At 57.5% G+C, this 18,010-nt stretch carries 18 protein-coding genes; 6 read left to right on the plus strand and 12 right to left on the minus strand.

Going from position 1 to position 18,010, the window contains the following annotated elements:
• The first annotated feature begins 156 nt into the window (after positions 1-156).
• A complete protein-coding gene (locus BMZ67_RS05675; protein WP_092020990.1) occupies positions 157-1,812 on the plus strand; it encodes an AMP-binding protein in 1,656 nt (551 codons plus the stop codon).
• A gap of 70 nt (positions 1,813-1,882) precedes the next feature.
• On the opposite strand, the gene BMZ67_RS05680 is transcribed toward BMZ67_RS05675, so the two are convergent.
• The 4 genes from BMZ67_RS05680 to BMZ67_RS05695 form a co-directional block, all read right to left on the minus strand.
• Positions 1,883-3,802, minus strand: a complete 1,920-nt coding sequence (locus tag BMZ67_RS05680; protein WP_092020991.1) for an alpha/beta hydrolase family protein — start codon at positions 3,800-3,802, stop codon at positions 1,883-1,885.
• 215 nt (positions 3,803-4,017) lie between these two features.
• Positions 4,018-5,373: a PhoH family protein gene (locus BMZ67_RS05685; protein WP_092020992.1), complete on the minus strand. Its 1,356-nt coding sequence runs from the start codon at positions 5,371-5,373 to the stop codon at positions 4,018-4,020.
• An 85-nt stretch (positions 5,374-5,458) separates the two neighbouring features.
• On the minus strand, positions 5,459-5,950 hold the full coding sequence (locus tag BMZ67_RS05690; protein ID WP_092020993.1) for a CBS domain-containing protein: 492 nt from the start codon (positions 5,948-5,950) through the stop codon (positions 5,459-5,461).
• Between the two features lie 38 nt (positions 5,951-5,988).
• A complete protein-coding gene (locus tag BMZ67_RS05695) occupies positions 5,989-6,732 on the minus strand; it encodes an START domain-containing protein (protein WP_092020994.1) in 744 nt (247 codons plus the stop codon).
• 111 nt (positions 6,733-6,843) lie between these two features.
• Between BMZ67_RS05695 and BMZ67_RS05700 the strand changes: the two genes are divergently transcribed.
• Complete coding sequence (locus BMZ67_RS05700) at positions 6,844-7,866, plus strand: DUF2804 domain-containing protein (protein ID WP_245749894.1); 1,023 nt, start codon at positions 6,844-6,846, stop codon at positions 7,864-7,866.
• A gap of 58 nt (positions 7,867-7,924) precedes the next feature.
• Here BMZ67_RS05700 and minE read toward each other — a convergent pair whose 3' ends face one another.
• The 6 genes from minE to BMZ67_RS05730 all read right to left on the minus strand — a co-directional run bounded on the left by minE (position 7,925) and on the right by BMZ67_RS05730 (position 11,503).
• Entirely contained in the window at positions 7,925-8,176 is a 252-nt protein-coding gene (minE, locus tag BMZ67_RS05705) for a cell division topological specificity factor MinE (RefSeq protein ID WP_092020995.1), read from the minus strand.
• 5 nt (positions 8,177-8,181) lie between these two features.
• Positions 8,182-8,991: a septum site-determining protein MinD gene (gene minD, locus BMZ67_RS05710; protein ID WP_092020996.1), complete on the minus strand. Its 810-nt coding sequence runs from the start codon at positions 8,989-8,991 to the stop codon at positions 8,182-8,184.
• A 118-nt stretch (positions 8,992-9,109) separates the two neighbouring features.
• Positions 9,110-9,865 carry a septum site-determining protein MinC gene (minC, locus tag BMZ67_RS05715; RefSeq protein WP_092020997.1) on the minus strand — a complete coding sequence of 252 codons (756 nt, stop codon included), beginning with the start codon at positions 9,863-9,865 and terminating at the stop codon, positions 9,110-9,112.
• Positions 9,862-10,251, minus strand: coding sequence for a HopJ type III effector protein (locus BMZ67_RS05720; RefSeq protein WP_092020998.1), 390 nt, complete (start codon positions 10,249-10,251; stop codon positions 9,862-9,864). The genes minC and BMZ67_RS05720 overlap by 4 nt, the downstream gene beginning before the upstream one ends.
• Before the next feature lie 20 nt (positions 10,252-10,271).
• Entirely contained in the window at positions 10,272-10,541 is a 270-nt protein-coding gene (locus tag BMZ67_RS05725) for a DUF1244 domain-containing protein (protein ID WP_092020999.1), read from the minus strand.
• 182 nt (positions 10,542-10,723) lie between these two features.
• On the minus strand, positions 10,724-11,503 hold the full coding sequence (locus BMZ67_RS05730) for a PEP-CTERM sorting domain-containing protein (protein WP_092021000.1): 780 nt from the start codon (positions 11,501-11,503) through the stop codon (positions 10,724-10,726).
• A 220-nt stretch (positions 11,504-11,723) separates the two neighbouring features.
• On the opposite strand from BMZ67_RS05730, the gene dinB reads away from it, so the two are divergent.
• Complete coding sequence (dinB, locus tag BMZ67_RS05735) at positions 11,724-12,791, plus strand: DNA polymerase IV (protein ID WP_092022062.1); 1,068 nt, start codon at positions 11,724-11,726, stop codon at positions 12,789-12,791.
• A gap of 7 nt (positions 12,792-12,798) precedes the next feature.
• Here the strand turns inward: dinB and BMZ67_RS05740 are convergent, their stop codons facing one another.
• Both BMZ67_RS05740 and BMZ67_RS05745 read right to left on the minus strand, forming a co-directional pair.
• Positions 12,799-13,365: a phosphatase PAP2 family protein gene (locus BMZ67_RS05740; RefSeq protein WP_281246588.1), complete on the minus strand. Its 567-nt coding sequence runs from the start codon at positions 13,363-13,365 to the stop codon at positions 12,799-12,801.
• Positions 13,334-14,551, minus strand: coding sequence for a glycosyltransferase family 4 protein (locus BMZ67_RS05745; protein WP_092021002.1), 1,218 nt, complete (start codon positions 14,549-14,551; stop codon positions 13,334-13,336). The genes BMZ67_RS05740 and BMZ67_RS05745 overlap by 32 nt, the downstream gene beginning before the upstream one ends.
• Before the next feature lie 254 nt (positions 14,552-14,805).
• On the opposite strand from BMZ67_RS05745, the gene BMZ67_RS05750 reads away from it, so the two are divergent.
• The 3 genes from BMZ67_RS05750 to BMZ67_RS05760 all read left to right on the plus strand — a co-directional run bounded on the left by BMZ67_RS05750 (position 14,806) and on the right by BMZ67_RS05760 (position 18,005).
• Positions 14,806-15,120, plus strand: a complete 315-nt coding sequence (locus BMZ67_RS05750) for a hypothetical protein (protein ID WP_092021003.1) — start codon at positions 14,806-14,808, stop codon at positions 15,118-15,120.
• A 225-nt stretch (positions 15,121-15,345) separates the two neighbouring features.
• Entirely contained in the window at positions 15,346-17,547 is a 2,202-nt protein-coding gene (locus tag BMZ67_RS05755) for an acetyl-CoA hydrolase/transferase C-terminal domain-containing protein (protein WP_092021004.1), read from the plus strand.
• Positions 17,547-18,005, plus strand: a complete 459-nt coding sequence (locus BMZ67_RS05760; protein ID WP_092021005.1) for an FKBP-type peptidyl-prolyl cis-trans isomerase — start codon at positions 17,547-17,549, stop codon at positions 18,003-18,005. Before BMZ67_RS05755 ends, BMZ67_RS05760 begins: the two co-directional genes overlap by 1 nt.
• The last annotated feature ends 5 nt before the right edge of the window (positions 18,006-18,010 follow it).

The raw sequence follows: 18,010 nt of genomic DNA on the forward strand, positions 1-18,010 counted from the left end.
AGGGCCTGGGCGACGGCAAAACTTGTCAATTTAACTGCTGGATCCTGTCATTCTGTTACCGCATCCCTTTCCTTAACCTGCCTGAATAGCCAACTGGGCCAGCCGTGACAGGCGGTCTCGCTACTCACAAAAACAAGTCAGAAGGCAGTCATTGCTATGGATACGATCAGCTACGACGAATTTGCGTCTACGTTTTCTGTTGCCTCGATCTTACAGAATTTTCAGGGCGATTTTAACGAAGGCCTGAATGTCTGCGTGGAAATCTGCGACCGTCACGCCGAGGACGAAAGCCGCGTTGCACTTCGCTATGAGCGTGTGGATGGCAGCAGTGGCGAACTGACATTTGCCGAGTTGAAGCGGCGTTCTGCCCAGTTTGCCGGATTCCTGACGTCTCGGGGTATCGGTAAAGGGGACCGGGTCGCCTGCCTCCTGACCCGCACACCGGAACTGTTGATCTGTGTGTTGGGTGCCTTGCGCGCAGGTGCGGTTTACCAGCCTTTGTTTACCGCGTTTGGTCCTGGTGCGATTGAGTACCGGGTGGGCCAGGCCGGCACCCGGCTGATTGTGACTAACCCGGAGCAGTGGCCGAAGCTGGCGGATGTGGCAAACCTGCCTGAGACTCTGTTGGTTGCGAATACTGACCACGAGCTGGCGGCGGAGGCCGATCATCTGTTCTGGCCTGTGCTGGAGCAACAGTCGGGCGAGTTTGAGCCCGTACTGATTGGTGCGGACGATCCGTTCCTCCAGATGTTTACATCCGGCACTACCGGTAAATCCAAAGGCGTGGCGGTGCCAGCCAAAGCGCTAGCAGCGTTCTGGATGTACATGCGTTATGCGGTCGGGCTGCGCCAGGACGACAATTTCTGGAACGTGGCTGACCCGGGCTGGGCCTATGGCCTGTACTATGCAGTGGTTGGTCCCTTACTGCTGGGGTGTACCACCCATTTCAATGAGGCCGGCTTTACCGCGGACAATACCCTGGAATTCCTGCGTAAGTACCGCATCACCAACCTGGCGGCTGCGCCAACGGCCTATCGTTTGTTAATGGCAAATGACCACCTGGTGGCGGATTACCCGGGAATCGATTTGCGGGTGGCCAGCAGTGCGGGTGAACCACTGAACCCGGAGGTTATCAGCTGGGTGAAAAAACGGTTCGATTGTGTGGTCTGTGATCATTATGGCCAGACCGAAACGGGCATGACCTCGGCCAATTTCCATGAACTCGACCACCCCCATCGGGATGCCAGTATGGGCTACCAGATTCCAGGCTACCGTCTCGTAGCCCTGGATGCGGGGTTTAACGAAGTGGCGGTGGGTGAAACCGGTGAGCTGGCCATTGATATCGAGAACTCGCCGCTGTACTTCTTCCCGGGCTACACCTGGGGTGAAAAATCTCCGTTCCACGGCAAGTACTACCTGACCGGAGATATCGTGATCAACAATGGCGATGGCGCCCATTCCTACACCGGTCGTGACGACGACATCATTGCTTCGGCGGGTTACCGCATCGGGCCTGCGGAAGTGGAGAGTTCGTTGCTGGAGCATGACGCCGTCATCGAGAGTGCCGTGGTTGGTAAGCCCGATGCTAAGCGTGGTGCCATCGTAAAGGCCTATGTGGTGACACGTCCGGAGTACGACGGCGATGAGCAGTTGGTTGAGAAGCTGCAACAGCATGTTCGCCAACGACTCTCAACGCACTCCTTCCCACGGGAAATTGAGTTTGTTGATGAGCTGCCTAAAACGTCCAGCGGTAAGATCCAGCGTTTCCTGCTGCGTAAGCAGGCTGAAGAGGAAGCAGAGCAGGGGGCCTGACAGCCCCCTAATATGACACCCGGGCAAGATGGACTCGTCCGGGTTGTCACTGGCCGCTTGGGAACGATGCCTAAAGCGGCTGTTGTCCGTTAGGACTCAACAACGGCAGTGATACCTGGCCGCTGACCTGGACCAGCCAGCTGGTCAGGTCCCGGGAGAATGCCCCCACAAAGGTGGGGTGTTGGCCGTACAGCATCAGCACCAGTTGGTCGCCGGCAGAAAGTCTTTCAGCAATACCCACCAATTCGACGTTGTGCTCGCCGAACCCGCGTACGGGCATGACCTGTTCGTCAATCAGCTCAGGTACCGCAAACCCGTTTCGGATGATGCCAACGCCGACAAACATCATGGCGTCACAGGTGCCCAGATGGAGAATCGGGTCCGACTCGTCAAGACAAAGGGCATCCAATTCTGCAACGCCGGTACCCATGGTCAGAGTGGCCGTTGGTATCCCAGCAATCACACCGTCCTCGGTTACGCTGGTCAGGGGGACCATCACCGGTATGGGATTGGCGCCGAGTAATACCGGCACCGGCGTGCCGAGAACAGGCGTGGTGATGTCGAAACTTTCACCACCAACGGTGACATCCGGAGCTGTCACGGAATCGCCAGGCGCCAGGGTGTAACAGATTTGCTGGCCACTGGTGATCACGTCGTCGGCATTTCCCTGCCCCAGAAGCTTTTCGTTGAACCAGGCCACGGTTGCGGCATTGACATTGATGCTGCCGCAGTTGGCCAGTCCGCCAAGCCCTTGCTCCGGGAACTCGGGGAGCACAGAACCGTAGAAGCCCAGGTTTTCCAGTGTCTCCTGAATCAGTCCGGCGCTTGGGGCCAGGTAATGATGTCCGAAGGGGTAGGTTAGCAGGCGGACATCGCCCCCCGCGTCTTTCATCGACAGATAGTTCTCATAGGCTTCATTGAATGGAAACAGGCTGTCACGCATGCCCTGGAACATCAGTACGTCGACCGGGTACTGGTTGGTCCTCGGGGTTTTTATGATGTAGCGGCCATCTGCGGTCAATGGAATCTGCCCGGTGATTGGGTCCAGCAGATAGCTTTGGGTATTGCCGCTGTCGAGGACTTCCAGCTCCCGTTCATTGTCGAAGAAATAGCTTGGGCTGTGGTAATGGACGAAATCCAGCATGGGCTCTGGAAACCGGTTCTGGAGTAGTCCATCCAGAATGGACGAGCGAAGCAGGGGGTCCATTGAGCCGCCGGAGCCTGCATCCCCCATCAGCGACAGGAACAGGAGCCAGTAATTCTTGGTGGTGTCGCCGGGGTTGAGGCTATACGTCAGGTCGTGCCAGGTAATCTGCGGCACCATGGCATCCATGCGCTGGTCCGGGTCGACGTTATACAGCAGGTATTGGAAGCCCCCCCCGTAACTGCCACCGACGGCCCCCAGAAGAAGGTTGTTCTGGCGATACTTCAGGAAGTCCAGGTTGGCTTCGGCCCAGTCCACGATTTGCACCAGGTCTTCGCCGGCGTAATCCGGGTCCATAACCCGAACGGTACCGCCGCTTTCGCCATGACCGCGCTGATCGATGCTGATGACGGCGTAGCCAGCATCAAGCAGGGGCTGGATGGGAGAGAGTGGGTCGTTGCCGGCTTCCGTGGAGCGTGAGCCGCTGAAACCATGCCCCTGAAGGATCAGCGGGTGCTTGTTCTGGCAATCAATCTGCACAGGCTCAAACACCTCGAACACGATGGCGGCACCGTCTACCCGGGACGGCATCTCGACGCGATAGTGCTGGCCACCATCCGGCAGTTGTTGTTGGCCACAGGATGCGGGCTCCAGTGCAGCTAGGCTTTCAGGCAGGGGGCGGGCCGGTGCTTTGGAAATGGTTTCCCCAGCAACCAGGGGCTGTTCCGGGTTGCTGGAACGAGCGGGCGCGGAGGTTTCAGGGTTACTGCCGTCACTGCCGCCGCCGCAAGCCCCAAGAAACAGGGTGCTGGCGCCCAGTAGCGCCGCTGCTATCGGTGATTTCATGGTGTCGCCTTTTGTAATTGTTGGTGTGCGAGCGTCACATTTTGTGACGTCCGTCACATTAGCTGGCGAAAGGGGGATGGTGGATGGCTGTGCTGACCAGAGGGGGTGTCGAATAGGTCAGATGTCGTTACGTTGGTGGCTAAAAGCAACAAAGGCAGCCGGAGCTGCCTTTGGTCGGGTAATCCACGGCGAATGCCGCAGGCCTGGGCTCAGCGCTACAGGTTGGCTTCCGCGTATTCGGCCAGTACCGAGCGGGGTACGCCCTGCAGGTGAATGTGACCGCCGTGGCGGAAGCCTTTGAATCGTTCCGTCATGTAGGTCAGCCCTGAACTGAGCGAGCTCAGGTAGGGGGTGTCGATCTGGGCCAGGTTGCCCAGGCAGATGACCTTGGAGCCATTGCCTGCCCGGGTGATGATGGTCTTGATCTGGTGTGGGGTCAGGTTCTGGGACTCATCAATGATGATCAGGCTGTGCTGGAAGCTGCGGCCCCGGATGTAGTTCATGGACTTGAAGTGCAGGGGAACCTTGCTGAGGATGTAATCGACACTGGCGGTCATGTTTTCGTCATCTTCATGCAGGGCTTCGAGGTTGTCCACAATGGCGCCCAGCCAGGGTTCCATTTTCTCTGCCTCGGTTCCCGGCAGGAAGCCAATGTCTTCGTCCAGTCCCTGAGTGCTACGGGTGGCGATGATGCGTTTGTACTGCTTGCTGGCGACGGTCATTTCGATGCAGGCCGCCAGGGCCAGGATGGTTTTGCCGGAACCAGCGGAACCGGTGAGGTTGACCAGGTGGATCTCCGGGTCCAGCAGCAGGTTCAGTGCCATGGCCTGATAGATATCCCGAGGCACCAGCCCCCAGACTTCCTCGTTCATCAGGTCGTCCTGGTGCAGGTCTTCAAGGATGATCTGATCGTCGGTGATATCGACGATCTTACCGACGAAACCCTGCTCATCAATGACGAACTCATTGATGTTCAGCTTTGCGAGTTCACCTTCACGCTTGAGGATATGCTCGGTGGAACCCTCGCGCTGAATGGTCTCAACCTTTTCGATGCTGTCCCAGAACGAGTTGGGGAACTCACGGTAACCCTGGGGGAGCAGGTCGATGTCATCTAGCAACTGGTCATTGTGGTAGTCCTGCGCCTCAACGCCAAACCCCCGCGCCTTCAGGCGCATGTTGATGTCCTTGCTGACGAGGATGATGTCCCGCTGTGGGTGCTTGTCCTGCAAGGCGGCCAGGGTGTTGATGATTTTGTTGTCGTTGAGGTTGTCCGGTAACGAGTGATGGGCGCTGTGTTCGGTGCTCATCAGGATGGACAGGGTACCCAGAGGGGCTGCTTTCAGGGCGCGGACAATGGGGACGCCACGTTCAATGTCTTTGGGGGTGGCATCACCCAGCAGCTTGTCGATGTTGCGAATGGCCTGACGGCAGTCTGCGGCAACTGCCTGTTTGCCTGATTTCAGGCTGTCCAGCTCTTCCAGAACCGTCATCGGGATGATGACGTCGTGTTCTTCAAAATTGAGGAGGGCGTTGGGGTCGTGGATCAGGACATTGGTGTCGAGGACATACATCTTCTGGCGAGCGTTCTGGGCTCTTGGCATTGGCTCGATACCTCTCTGGCAGGCGGCTGTGGTGTCGGTCTCTGTTCTGCGGCACTCAGTCGGTGGCGGCGCAGCGTTGGGTCAGTGCCTTATCGGAAATCAGCTTCAGCATATCGTAGGTTGTAATGATGCCTGTGATTTTTCGATCCTTGGTGACGAATATCCGATGCAGGTGCTCGCGCATCATGATGTCGGCAATATCTTTGACGGGGGTTTGTTCGTCAACGGACATCACGATGGGGGTCATGATGTCGCGGACTTCTACCGGGACCTTACCCATTTCCTCGAAGATGACCATCCGCAGCCGCCGGGCCTCCTGTTCTTCTTCAGGGGTCAGCTGGCTGCTCTGTTCATTTCGGCTCGCGTTCCAGCGAAACTCGGTAATGTCCTTGAGGGTGGCAATGCCGACGATTTCACCGCTCTCATCGGTGACCGGGCTTCCGGTGATTTCGTTGTCGGTGAGGAACCTGGCCAGACGTTCCATGGTCCAGGATTGCGGGACTGCCTTGATGCTGGGGGTCATGATCTCGCAGGCGAGAACCGTCATTTATGATTTCCTGCTCAGTAAGTTCCTTTCCCCGAAGCTTAGCGGTTACTGCTCGCGGCGTCATCCCCTGATTGCATCAAGCTGACGCCAGTCAGCTGGCCGTTACTGTTGTAGTCCAGCTGGTGGTTCTGGTATCGCGGCAGTTGAGCGACCTGTTCCAGGTTTTTCAGTGACTTGACGGGAATATCCACCAGCAGCGAATTCACCAGCCAGCTGGGCAGGGCTCCGTTAGGGTCGGTATGTTGCAGCCAGATCATCCGGGTTTGCTGGCCTTCGGGAATGAAGCGGTAGAGCGTGTCTGAACGGTCGACCCGAACATACTGGTCAAACTGTTCGCGGTGATCGGGCACTGCATTCAGGTGCATGACCACTTCACCGCTGTCCCGGTCTCCGTCGGTCTGAATGTGCAGTACATAGTCCCGGTCGGCCACAGGCCAGGGCATGTCGTTGACCGAGTAGGCGTAACGGTCATCAAAGCTACCCTCTCCGAAACCATAGGACTCGGTGCACCCATGAACCCAAGCCGTACAGGAGGTGGGGTCGATCATAACGGCCATCAGGTTCTCAATCGGAACGTCCATGATTGCTACTGCCTTAAAGGCCTTGAAGCTGGAGTCCGGCTGTTCGATGGTATAAATCCGGATGTTGTCAGCGGTGGTACTGAGAGACCAGTCAGCGGCATTTTCGTCGGGGAGGCTTCCTGCCTGGAGTGCAGTACAGACAGTCAGGGCGCAGACCCCGCTGATCCAGCCTGCGAGCTTCCGAGCGTTGATGACGGGCATAGGGTAGACTTCCTTGAATTTTTTTCGGAGTCTACCACGTCTGTATAACGGAACATTTGGTACCGTTCGAGGATTGTGAACTGTTCGGACAGATAAAGGAAATGGCCCTTAATGAGTATGTCAGGTGTGACGAGCAACAAACTGATTGATGACAATGGTCGGGTTAGAACCGGTGTTCTGCAGATGCCGATCGATGAAGTCAACTACCTGGATTATGACTTGCGGACGGTCATGGACCGCCCCCGCTCAGCGCTGGCGCGACGCTGGCGGTTCAACCAGTTTCAGTTTGTCAGTGCCATGGGGCCCGACTGGCTGTTCGGTCTGGCGATCGTTGACCTCAAGCTGGTGAGTAACGCGTTTTTCTACCTGTATGACTTCCGCACCGGAGAAATGCTTGAGCGCAGCCTGCTTCAGCCCCTGGCCTGGCGAACTGACATTGCGCCGCGGCCCGAGACTGGCAAGGCGGTGTTTGTTCAGGGTTCGACCCGCATCACCATAGAGCCGGGCGGTTCAGGGCGCAGGGTGACCGTGGAGGACGGCAATCGAATCAACATCGACCTCCAGATGACCGGGGATGAGGACCCGCTGCGTATGGCCAGCCAGGCTGGCTACAACGGTTGGGTGTTCACCCGTAAGTCAGCGGGATTGCCCGTCACCGGTTCGGTTCGCTGGGAGGGCCGGGAGTTTCAGTGTGGCGATAACTGGCGCGGCGCCATCGACTGGAGCTGTGGTTATATGCGCCGGGAAACAGCCTGGAACTGGGCGAGCCTGGCTGGATGCACCGCAGATGGCCACTCCGTGGGACTGAACCTGGCCGCTGGTGTGAACGAAACCGGTGTGACTGAAAATGCGCTGTGGCTGGATGGCCGCTGCATCAAGCTGGAAATGGCCCAGTTTGAATTCGACCGTTACGACCCATCCGCGCCTTGGCGGGTGACGACCACGGATGGCCGGGTGGACCTTCGGTTTGTGCCTTCCGGTGTGCGCAAGGAGCGCATGGATGTGTTGTTGATGGCCTCGAACTTCCGCCAGTATGCCGGCACCTTCGAAGGCGAAGTTCGGGATGAGCTGGGCAACGTGGTGACGGTGTCTGGCCTGAGGGGCTTGATGGAGGATCACTACGCCCGCTGGTAAGCCGCAGGCCAAAAAAGCAGGCCTTCCGGAGGACGGCCTGCTTTCAGAACACTGGACGTCAGTGCTCGGGTAGGGTGACGTTCAGCTCCAGGACAGAGCATCGGTCATTGCGGTCCACTTCGACCTGGACCATGTCATCGTCAATTTGCACATATTTGCGGATCACCGCCAGCAGCTCCTGCTGAAGTTGCGGCAGGTAATCGGGCTGATCCCGGTGGCCACGTTCGTGGGCTACGATGATTTGCAGCCGCTCTTTGGCGATGTTTGCGGTGTTGGTTTTCTTGCTTCTGAAGTAATCCAGGAAACTCATCCGTGCTACCCCTTGAACATCCGTGAGAAGAAGCCTTTTTTCTGGGCGGTCATGAAACGGTGTTCACGCTCTTCACCCAGCAGGCGCGCCACGGCGTCTTCATACGCCTGACCTGCATCGCTGTCGCCTTCCAGAATGACCGGGGTGCCCTGGTTGGAAGCGTTGAGTACCACCTGGGACTCAGGAATGACGCCCAGCAGCGGGATGGCCAGGATTTCTTCCACATCACCCACCGACAGCATTTCGCCCTTTTCCACCCGCTCCGGGTTGTAGCGGGTCAGCAGCAGGTGTTCCTTGACCGGGTCCTGCCCCATCTCGGCACGGCGGGACTTGCTCTGGAGGATACCGAGGATGCGGTCGGAGTCACGTACCGACGACACCTCCGGGTTGGTCACAACAATAGCTTCGTCTGCGTAGTAAAGTGCCATCTGAGCGCCATGCTCAATGCCGGCAGGAGAGTCACAGACAATGTAGTCGAAGGTTTCGGACAGTTCGTTGATAACGGCCTCCACCCCTTCCTTGGTCAGGGCTTCCTTTTCCCGCGTCTGGGACGCAGGCAGGATGTACAGAGTGTCGACCCGCTTGTCGCGGATCAGGGCCTGGTTCAGGGAGGCTTCGCCCTGAATGACGTTGACGAAATCGTAAACCACGCGGCGTTCGCAGTTCATGATGAGGTCCAGGTTCCGCAGACCCACATCGAAATCGATGACGACAGTCTTGTGGCCACGACGGGCCAGTCCGGTGCTGATGGAGGCGCTGGTAGTGGTTTTGCCAACGCCACCCTTTCCTGAGGTAACGACAATGATTTTAGCCAAGGCTGCAATCCCTTTATGCGTATGTGTTACGAACCTGTGCATCGCCCGGCAGTCCTCGCACGGGGCGAGGTTGTAAGGGGCCGGAGATGCCGCTTATTTCAATCATACGTAGCCGGTGTCAGGCTTTATCCAGAGGTAAAGCTACCAGTACGTCGTCTTTGAGTAGTATCTGGGCGGCGGTTTTCCATCCGCTCTCTTGTAAGTCTTCCGAGATTTTATAATGCCCGGCAATGGAGACAAGCTCAGCTTCCAGCGACTGACAGAACACTCGGGCGCCCGTGGCTCCGTGGATACCTGCGAGCGCCCGGCCACGTAATGGGCCATAAACGTGGATGTTACCTGCTGCCAGCACCTCTGCGCCAGCCTGAACCGGGGCCAGAATGATCAGGTCACCCTCTGGAGCGTAGACCTGCTGACCGGAACGTACTGGCTGGGTTACGATTTTTGCCGGTTTGCCCTCCGGGGCCTTTTCTGTAACCGGGGTGGTGGCTTCGGTGCTGTCGCTGGCTGTGGTCTCTTCCTGGGATCGCGCAGCGTCCCGGGATGCTGCCGCCGGCAGCAACGCAAGCGCGGCATTTCGTGCCATACGGCGATGGTCGTCAGTGCCCCCGCGCACGCCAATAACGTGGATGTTGTGGCGGCGGCAGGAGCCGATCAGCTTGAAAAAATCCAGTTCACTGGAAACACCTTCGTACTTTTCCAGGCTGACCACCAGGGGGATGTCCTTGAAGAATCCTGGTGCCTGGCTGATTTTATCCCTGAGGGTGGCCTCAAAGGCCTGCTCATCAAAAAAGTACAGTTCCAAGGCGGTCAGTGAGACGCTGGCACTCTTGAGTTGAAAGCACTGACTGGCGTCCGTAGTCATCTGGGTCATGGGCGGCTGGCGTCCTGCGAGTCTGCGGATTCTGGGGTGCTACCAAGGCGAAGTGGTTCACCATCAAAGCGAATGCCGGACCAGCCGGTGGCCATGAACTGGCGGATGTTGCCGTGGCTGGTGCCTGCCGGATCGCCAAGAACCTGACGATAATGGCGGCCAAAACAGCTCAGGGTTTCAGCTTCGGTCAGGTTGCAGAACTGGCCCAGGGCAAACAGCTTGCAGGAGCCCTGGTTTTCCTCGGCACTGTTGAGCAGCGGGCCATTGGCAAAGCTGGTGGGCGTGTGATCGAAATAACGTTCGACCAGCTCCATGCTGTCTTCAAAGTCGCTGCGACCAGCCTCAAGGGCGGCCAGATGAATGCGAATGGCGTCGGTAACGTTCATGGTGATGAGTTGCCTTTGGGTTACTGTTTGGGGCCAGTCTGGTAGCGTGCTTTCCAGTCTTCGTAGGGCATGCCGTAAATGCGCTCACGGGCTTCCGGGTCCGGGATGTCGATGCCGCGTTCGGCGGCCTCTGCTCGGTACCACTTTGACAGGCAGTTACGGCAGAAGCCCGCCAGGTTCATCAGGTCGATGTTCTGAACCTCGGTGTGCTCCTGAAGGTGCGCAACCAGGCGACGAAAAGCGGCGGCCTGGATCTCGGTTTCAGTCTGTTCGGAAATCGGGGTCGTCATGGGGTCGACATCCCTCGTAAAGTGGCTTGCTTAATGGAGCAAGATGGTACCGCAAGTTGGCTGTCGTTGGCAGGGAGGTGTTGGCGACTGCGGTTATTTCTCTGTCATAAAAAAGCCCTGGCTGGGCAGCCAGGGCTTTTGGGGTGGACCTTTCGATCCTGACGGCTGGTGCCGTCCGGGACTTAAGCCTGCTTCTTGCGACGGCTCAGACCAAAGCCGGCCAAGCCCAGGCCCAGCAGGGCAAGGGTGCCAGGCTCAGGAACGCCAGCCACGGGCGGTACGTCGATCTGGTCGGCGGTACCAAAACGCAGGTTGTCGATGGCAAAGCCGGCAGGCTCACTGCCAACCAGGCTAAACTGCAGACCGGCGATGGCGTTAGCGCCGTCTTCGGTGACCAGGCCAAGGAACTCAATGCCCATACCTTCGTTGGTTACCTGACCAATGATATTGCCGTCACGGTCGAACGCGGTAATCGCGGTTCCGCCGATGGCGTCGAAGTAACCGCCGTCCAGGCCAACACCGGCGATGTCGGTGTCAAACAGGATGGTGATGGCGCCGTTGAACGTCGGGCTGCCAGACAGAACCGGAGAGGTCGGGTTGGCTCCATCGTTGGTGATGAAGGTATTAGGGGAGCTCGGGTCCAGTGACAGGGGGCCAGTTGGCGTGCCGATCACGCATCCGGAGAGGGCTGCGCCAGCGGGGCAGTCCCCAGCACCACCCAGGCTTTGGCCGGTAAAGTAACCGCCAAAGGAGACAACCGGAGCGTCCGCACCACCGCCGTAGTCGGCCGGGTTGTAAGTCGGGTTGACCGTGCCAAGGGAATACTCACTGAACGTGATGAGGCCAGCGTCCGGGGTAAACGCGGTTTCGTCAATGCGGATGACGTCAGCGCTTGCAACGGAAGCGGCGGTAAGGGCGATGGCAGCGGATACTGCCTTGAGCATATTGGTTGTAGGGGACATGTCCTTATCTCCTTGTTTATTGGTTTATCGTTGGTTAGGTGAGCCCCTTATAGGAGGGGGATAACCTGGTATTTTTGAAGCAGCAAAATTCAGGCCTATGTTTTTAATATATTGATAGTTATTGGAATTATTTTGTTTTTGGCAGTTCGGTGGCTGCTTGGTGTAAAGCAGGCTGACGCTTGGGGTGCTTAAGGGATTCAAAAAGGATGCAGATCTGGCTGTGACCGAGCAACGAAAGATCATTCATGTCGATTGTGACTGCTTCTATGCGGCGGTGGAGATGCTTGATGATCCGTCCCTGCGAGAGGTTCCGATTGCTGTGGGTGGGGATGGAGGTCGCGGGGTGGTGACCACATGCAACTACCGCGCGCGGGCGTTCGGGGTGCGCTCTGCCATGCCCGCAGGCGAGGCACGACGGCTCTGTCCGGGGTTGGTGTTTGTGCCCTTGAATATGGCGCGATATCGGGAGGTGTCGGCCCAGATCATGGCAATTTTTCGAGAGCTTACGGAAATGGTTGAGCCGCTTTCGCTGGATGAGGCTTTTCTTGATGTGAGCGAGGTGACGTCTTTTCATGGCAGTGCCACGCTGATGGCAAGGGCGTTGCGTGAGCGGGTCCGTCAGGAGGTGGGGATTACAGTGTCAGCCGGGGTTGCCCCGAACAAATTCCTGGCCAAGATCGCCAGCGACTGGGAGAAGCCGGACGGACTATTTGTCATCCGTCCGGACGAGGTGCTGGATTTTGTCCGTGAATTGCCGGTGGAAAAGCTGTTTGGGGTTGGGGTAGTCACCGCCAGGAAGTTGCACGATATGGGAGTGGCAACCTGCGGTGATCTGCGTGAGCAGCGACCGGAATGTCTGGTTGAGCGTTTTGGTCGCCAGGGCTACCGGTTGCACCAGATGGCCATGGGAGAAGATGACCGGCCAGTCGTTGTCAGCCGGGATGTCAAATCGTTGAGTGTGGAGCGTACGTTTTCACAGGACTTGCCGGACAAGGCTGCGTGTGTCGCCGTCATTGGCGAGTTGATGCAGGAACTGGAGCGCCGTCTGGCCCGCAAGGGCGTGACAAAACCGATCCATAAGCTGTTCGTCAAGGTCCGCTACAGTGATTTCTCAACCCATACCCTGGAGCGGGTAAGGGCACAGTTGGAGGCTCCGGGCAGCGAGGACTTTCTGCCTTTAATTGATGAGCTGATCAAAGACCCTGAGCGACCAGTCCGACTTCTGGGGCTGGGCGTCCGGTTTCGGGATGATCGTTCGCCCATTCAGCAGCTGCGGCTGTTTGAGTGAGGGCGGATTAGCCGAACATGGTTTTGAAGGTGTCGGCAAAACTGTGAGCGGCCAGGACGCCCATGCTTCCGCCAATCATCGCCCCGGCAGCAACATCACTGGGGTAGTGGAGGCCAAGGACCACCCTGGATGCGGCCACGCTGAGGGTGAACGGTAAGAGCAGCCAGGCGATTTCCGGTGCCAATACTGCCAGAAAGCTGTTGAAGCAGACGGCGTGGAGGGTGTGGCCAGACGGAAAACTGTAGCGGTCCAGTGGCGGGGTTCCGCAATTGATGCTGGGGAAAGAAATAAACGGCCTCTCCCTGATCAGCCACCGTTTCAGTAGCTTGTAAGTCAGTGTGCAGGTCAGACCGGTGGCCGCCATTAACAGCGCAATAGCCAGGCCGTCCTCGGGCCGAATAACCGGGATTGCCAGAATCAGTGCATACCAGAACCAGCCATCCCCGAGTCGGCTGACCAGTTGGAAGTAAGTGTGTACCGGTCGGAACCGCAAGGACCGATTGATGCTCTGGCAGAGCGCGAACTCGCGCTGGTCAACGGCTTCAAAGAAGCGGGATGCTTTGCTTGATTGCATGATATTTGACCCTGTGTTGCTGGTTCAGCACCAGTTGTTCAAATTGTTCTATCTGTACGCTCCAGTTCAGGTCGAGAGCGTCCAGTCGTGCCTGGGAGCGGATGCGGTTCAGAAGGGTGGGCTGGTCGACCAGCTTGAGAGCCGCGTCAATAAAACCCTCGTCATCAGCCAGGCCGGCTTTCATACCATTGCCTTCATGGCTGATGTGTTCGCTGGCAGCGGCATCATCGTAGGCGACGACGGCCAGGCCGCTGGCCATGGCTTCCGTCACCACGTTGCCAAAGGTGTCGGTTTTGCTGGGGAACAGGAAAATGTCGCCCGAGGCGTAGTGTTTTGCCAGATCCTCGCCCCGCTGCATGCCGCAGAAGATGTAGTCGGGATGGCGGTCCGCCATCTTCTTTCGCAGTGGTCCGTCCCCAACCAGTACGAATCGTGTCTTGGGGTGCAGGTTGTGGATACGTTCAAAACAGGCGGTGGCCATTTGCAGGTTCTTTTCAGAAGCCAGCCTGCCGACGTACAGCACCACGCGGTCGTTCGGGTCTACGCCCCAGGATTTACGCAGGTTGTCGTCGCGCTTGTGGGGTGTAAAACGGTTGCAATCCACGCCACGGCTCCAGAGTCCCGTGGGATTGACACCCATGGCCTGGATCGTTGCCTGCATCTTGCGGGTTGGAACCAGGGTGATGGCTGTCCGGTTATGGAACCAGCGACCGTACCCGCACAGGAGTTTTTCCAGAAAGCCCGCGCCGTAGTAGCGGCTGTAAGTGTGGAAATTGGTGTGAAACCCCGAACTGACCGGAATGCTCAGGCGCCGGGCAGCATTGACGGCCGCGACCCCCAAAGGCCCCTGAGTGGCCACATAGATGGCGTCCGGGCGCTTGCGTCGCCACAGTTGTGCCAGTCGAGCGGACCGGGTGATGCCAAACCGGAGATCCGGATAACCCGGCAGGGGAATGCCGGTGACCAGGTGTTCGTCAGTAAACAGTGCCTGCCCTGCGCTGGTGACACTCCCGGTGGCCTCGTGGCGTTGGCGGGGGCGTACCACCGAAACCTGATGCCCTTGCTGCATCAGGCCCTGGCACAGATGCCTCAACGTATTGGCCACCCCATTGATTTCCGGTGGGAAGGTCTCCGAAACAACGACGATATGGCGGCTTCGGTTGGCGAGAGGTAGTTGTTCTGACATTGATTCACCGTTTCCATCTTTCTGACTACCCACTATGGAAATGCTGTATGACAGTCAGGAGACAGTCGGGTGACATTCTGTTGACCTGAGGTTGCAAATTCAGGTCGACAAAAAAATGACGTAGATTGATTACAATTGGTGACAAAATAGTCAATGCAATGTGTTCGGATTCACAGATATACGCCCTATTTTGGTTAGACTTTAGGCTATACAGACCTTAGAATTCGTAACGCAAATAAGTAGCCAGGCTTACCATGATCATTCGCATTTTTGTCGCTTTACTCGCTCTCAACATGGTTGCATTTGTCGTGCGTGCCGAAGCCGGTGAGCGCAATACGTTCGACTATGAAATTTCACCGGATACGGTTTATGAATTGCAGGAAGAAATGTCTGGTGATTTTGAGCGGGATGAAGGCGATACCCTGACGGAAATTGGCTCCCGGCTGCTGAGCTGGAGTTTCACTCGGGGTGATGAGGGCAAAAAGTACGCGTCCGAGTCCGTTCGGCCCGATCATGGTGTCGCCCTGCTGGAGCGGGGGGCCTGTCTTAACTTCAAGTGGGACTTCTGATACCGCTGACTGTACGTTCTCTCCACCGCCTTCCCTCCTGTTTTCGCCCTCTCGTGTTTTCATTTTGATCCTTAAACGTCACGCGGCCCTGCGCTGAATCCCATTTCGAATTGACCTGTTCTCGTTACCTTGACCTGTCCTGGAGTTGCCCTGGCGCATTGTTTGCCACGAAAAGTCGTGTGATGATCGCATCAGCTCAGAAAAACAATCAGTCAGGAGGGAGCGATGGAGAGGGACAAGCCGGTGGTCCTCGGCGAAGAGGATGCCTGTGTTGATGCCGTGCTGGAGCGTGTGGGCCGGAATATCGTACTGGGGCTTCCGCTGGGGTTGGGTAAGCCTGTCCGGTTCGCCAATGCCCTGTACCGGAGGGCCCGGCAGGATTCGTCGATTCAGCTTCGCATCATTACGGCAATTTCAATGCTGGCGCCACAAGGTAAATCATCCCTTGAGCGTCGCTTCCTCGAGCCCTTTGTCCAACGCCTGTATGGTGAAATTCCAGAGCTTGAATATGCCCGGGATGTTGTGGATGGAAAGTTACCGGGGAATGTGCAGGTTTCGGAGTTTTTCTTTAAAGCTGGCAGCTTTCTGAATCACCAAGGTCAGCAGCAGAACTACGTCTGCACCAACTATACCCATGCGGTGAGGGACCTGTTGGCGCAAGGGGTCAACGTTCTTGCTCAAATGGTTGCCCCATCGGCGGATATGGAGAGCGTCAGCGTCAGCTGCAACCCGGATCTGACGCTGGACCTTATCCCGGTTTTCCATGAGCGTGCAGCGGCAGGTGAGCCCGTTATGCTGGTGGGTGAAACCAACCGTCAATTGCCCTACCTGGGGCATCATGCGGAGTTGCCCATCACCAGCTTTGATGTGGTGCTTGATCGCCAGAAAAGCGAATACGGATTGTTTCCTGTGCCACAGATGGCAATTAGTCCTGCAGATCATGCCATCGGTTTCTATGCCAGTGCGTTGCTGAAGGATGGCGGAACCCTGCAGGTTGGCATTGGGTCTCTGGGGGCGGCGCTGGTACATAGCGCGATCCTTCGCCACAGCAATAACCAGGCGTGGCGTGCGGTTTACGATAACCTCCGGGTTGCCGAGCTAAACCCTGTTGCCGTTGAAATCGGCGGAGACGGAACCTTTGAGCAGGGCTTGTACGGCTGCAGTGAGATGATGGTGGATGGTTTTGTACACCTGATGAACGCCGGGATACTCAAGCGCAAGGTATACGATCACGCCGGCCTGCAAACCCTGGTCAACGAAGGGAAGGTAGGGCCGGAGATTTCTCTGGGGTGCCTTGATGCCCTGCGGGATGCTGAGTTAATCGATTCACCTTTGCGGGCCCGGGATGTCCAGTGGTTGATCCGGTACGGCATCTTCAGCGAAGAAGTCCAATTCAAAGGTGGGCGGCTGGTGGTTCGCGAGCAGACCCTTGAGCCTGACCTGGATGACCCCGAAGCACGCCAACGAATGGAGCAATTAGCGCTGGGTGATTCGCTCAAAGGTGGCGTAGTCATGCACGGTGGCTTCTACCTGGGCCCCGGGGATTTCTATCAGCAGCTGCGAGAATTGACGCCGGAGCAGCGCGACAGCATCTGCATGACCAGCGTCAACTACATCAACCATCTTTATGACCACACCTTTGGCGATCAGCGCCTGAAGGCGGCCCAGCGCAAGGACAGTCGTTTTATCAATTCGGCCATGATGTATACGCTGGAAGGTGAGGCGGTTTCAGACGGTCTGGAAGACGGGCGGGTGGTCAGTGGTGTTGGCGGGCAATACAACTTTGTTGCGATGGCCCATGAAACACCGGGCGCCCGCTCCATTCTGTCGTTGCGCAGTACCCGTTCGGCGGGGGGCAAGGTTGTCTCGAATATCGTCTTCAATTACGGCCACTGCACCATTCCGCGACACCTGCGGGACATTGTGATTACCGAGTACGGGGTTGCTGACCTGCGAAGCAAGTCGGACCAGCAGGTATACCTGGAAATGATCCGCATTGCGGATTCGCGGTTCCAGCCGGAGCTGCTCAAGCAGGCCAAAAAAGCCGGTAAAGTTGATGCCGCTTTCCAACTACCTGCCAGTTGGAGCAACAACACGCCCGAGTCGCTGAAGGCGGCGATGCGGGTCGCCGGGGTAGATGGCCTGTTTCCGGCGTTTCCGTTCGGGTGCGACTTCACGGACGATGAACTGGTCCTTGGGAAAGCCCTGAAAACCCTGAAGGCGGCAACCGCAACTGGTCGTGGTAAAATCGCGACATTGTTCGGTGCATTGCGGGTCTCCAGCGAGTTGGGAGAGTTGCAGCCCTTGCTTCAGCGCATGGGGCTGGATGACCCGAAAAAACCGGGCGATAAACTGAATCAGCGGTTGTTGATTCTGGCACTCAACAGGATTGGCCTTTCGTCGGCCAAAGGAAACACGACATCGTAATGCAGAAATTGGCTGTTTATACCGTTCACTACCGCCTCAAGAGCAACACGGGCGAGGTCATTGATACCTCTGAAGGCGGCGAGCCTTTGCACTTCCTGCTGGGAAGCGACGGGGTTATTGAAGGCATCCAGGAAGCTGTGCGCGATCGAGGCCCCGGCGACTGCCTGGACGTCACTATTCCGCCGGCCATGGCCTACGGCGAACACCGGCCGGAGCTGGTGCGCAAGGTTCCCCGGTCAGCGTTTGAGGGTATCGAAGATCTCCAGGTGGGTATGAAGTTCCAGACCAACACCGGGGAAGAGGCCCAGGTGGTTAAGGTGGTGGGCATTGATGGCAACCTGGTCCTGGTGGATGCGAACCACCCTCTGGCGGGCCTTACCCTCTACTTCGATTTGGAAATCGTGGCCAAGCGGGAGGCGAACGAAGAAGAGATCGCTGCCAACCGCCCGCTGTTCTGATGGGT

It is taken from the genome of Marinobacter zhejiangensis, assembly GCF_900114775.1.
GTDB classification, from domain to species: Bacteria; Pseudomonadota; Gammaproteobacteria; order Pseudomonadales; family Oleiphilaceae; genus Marinobacter; species Marinobacter zhejiangensis.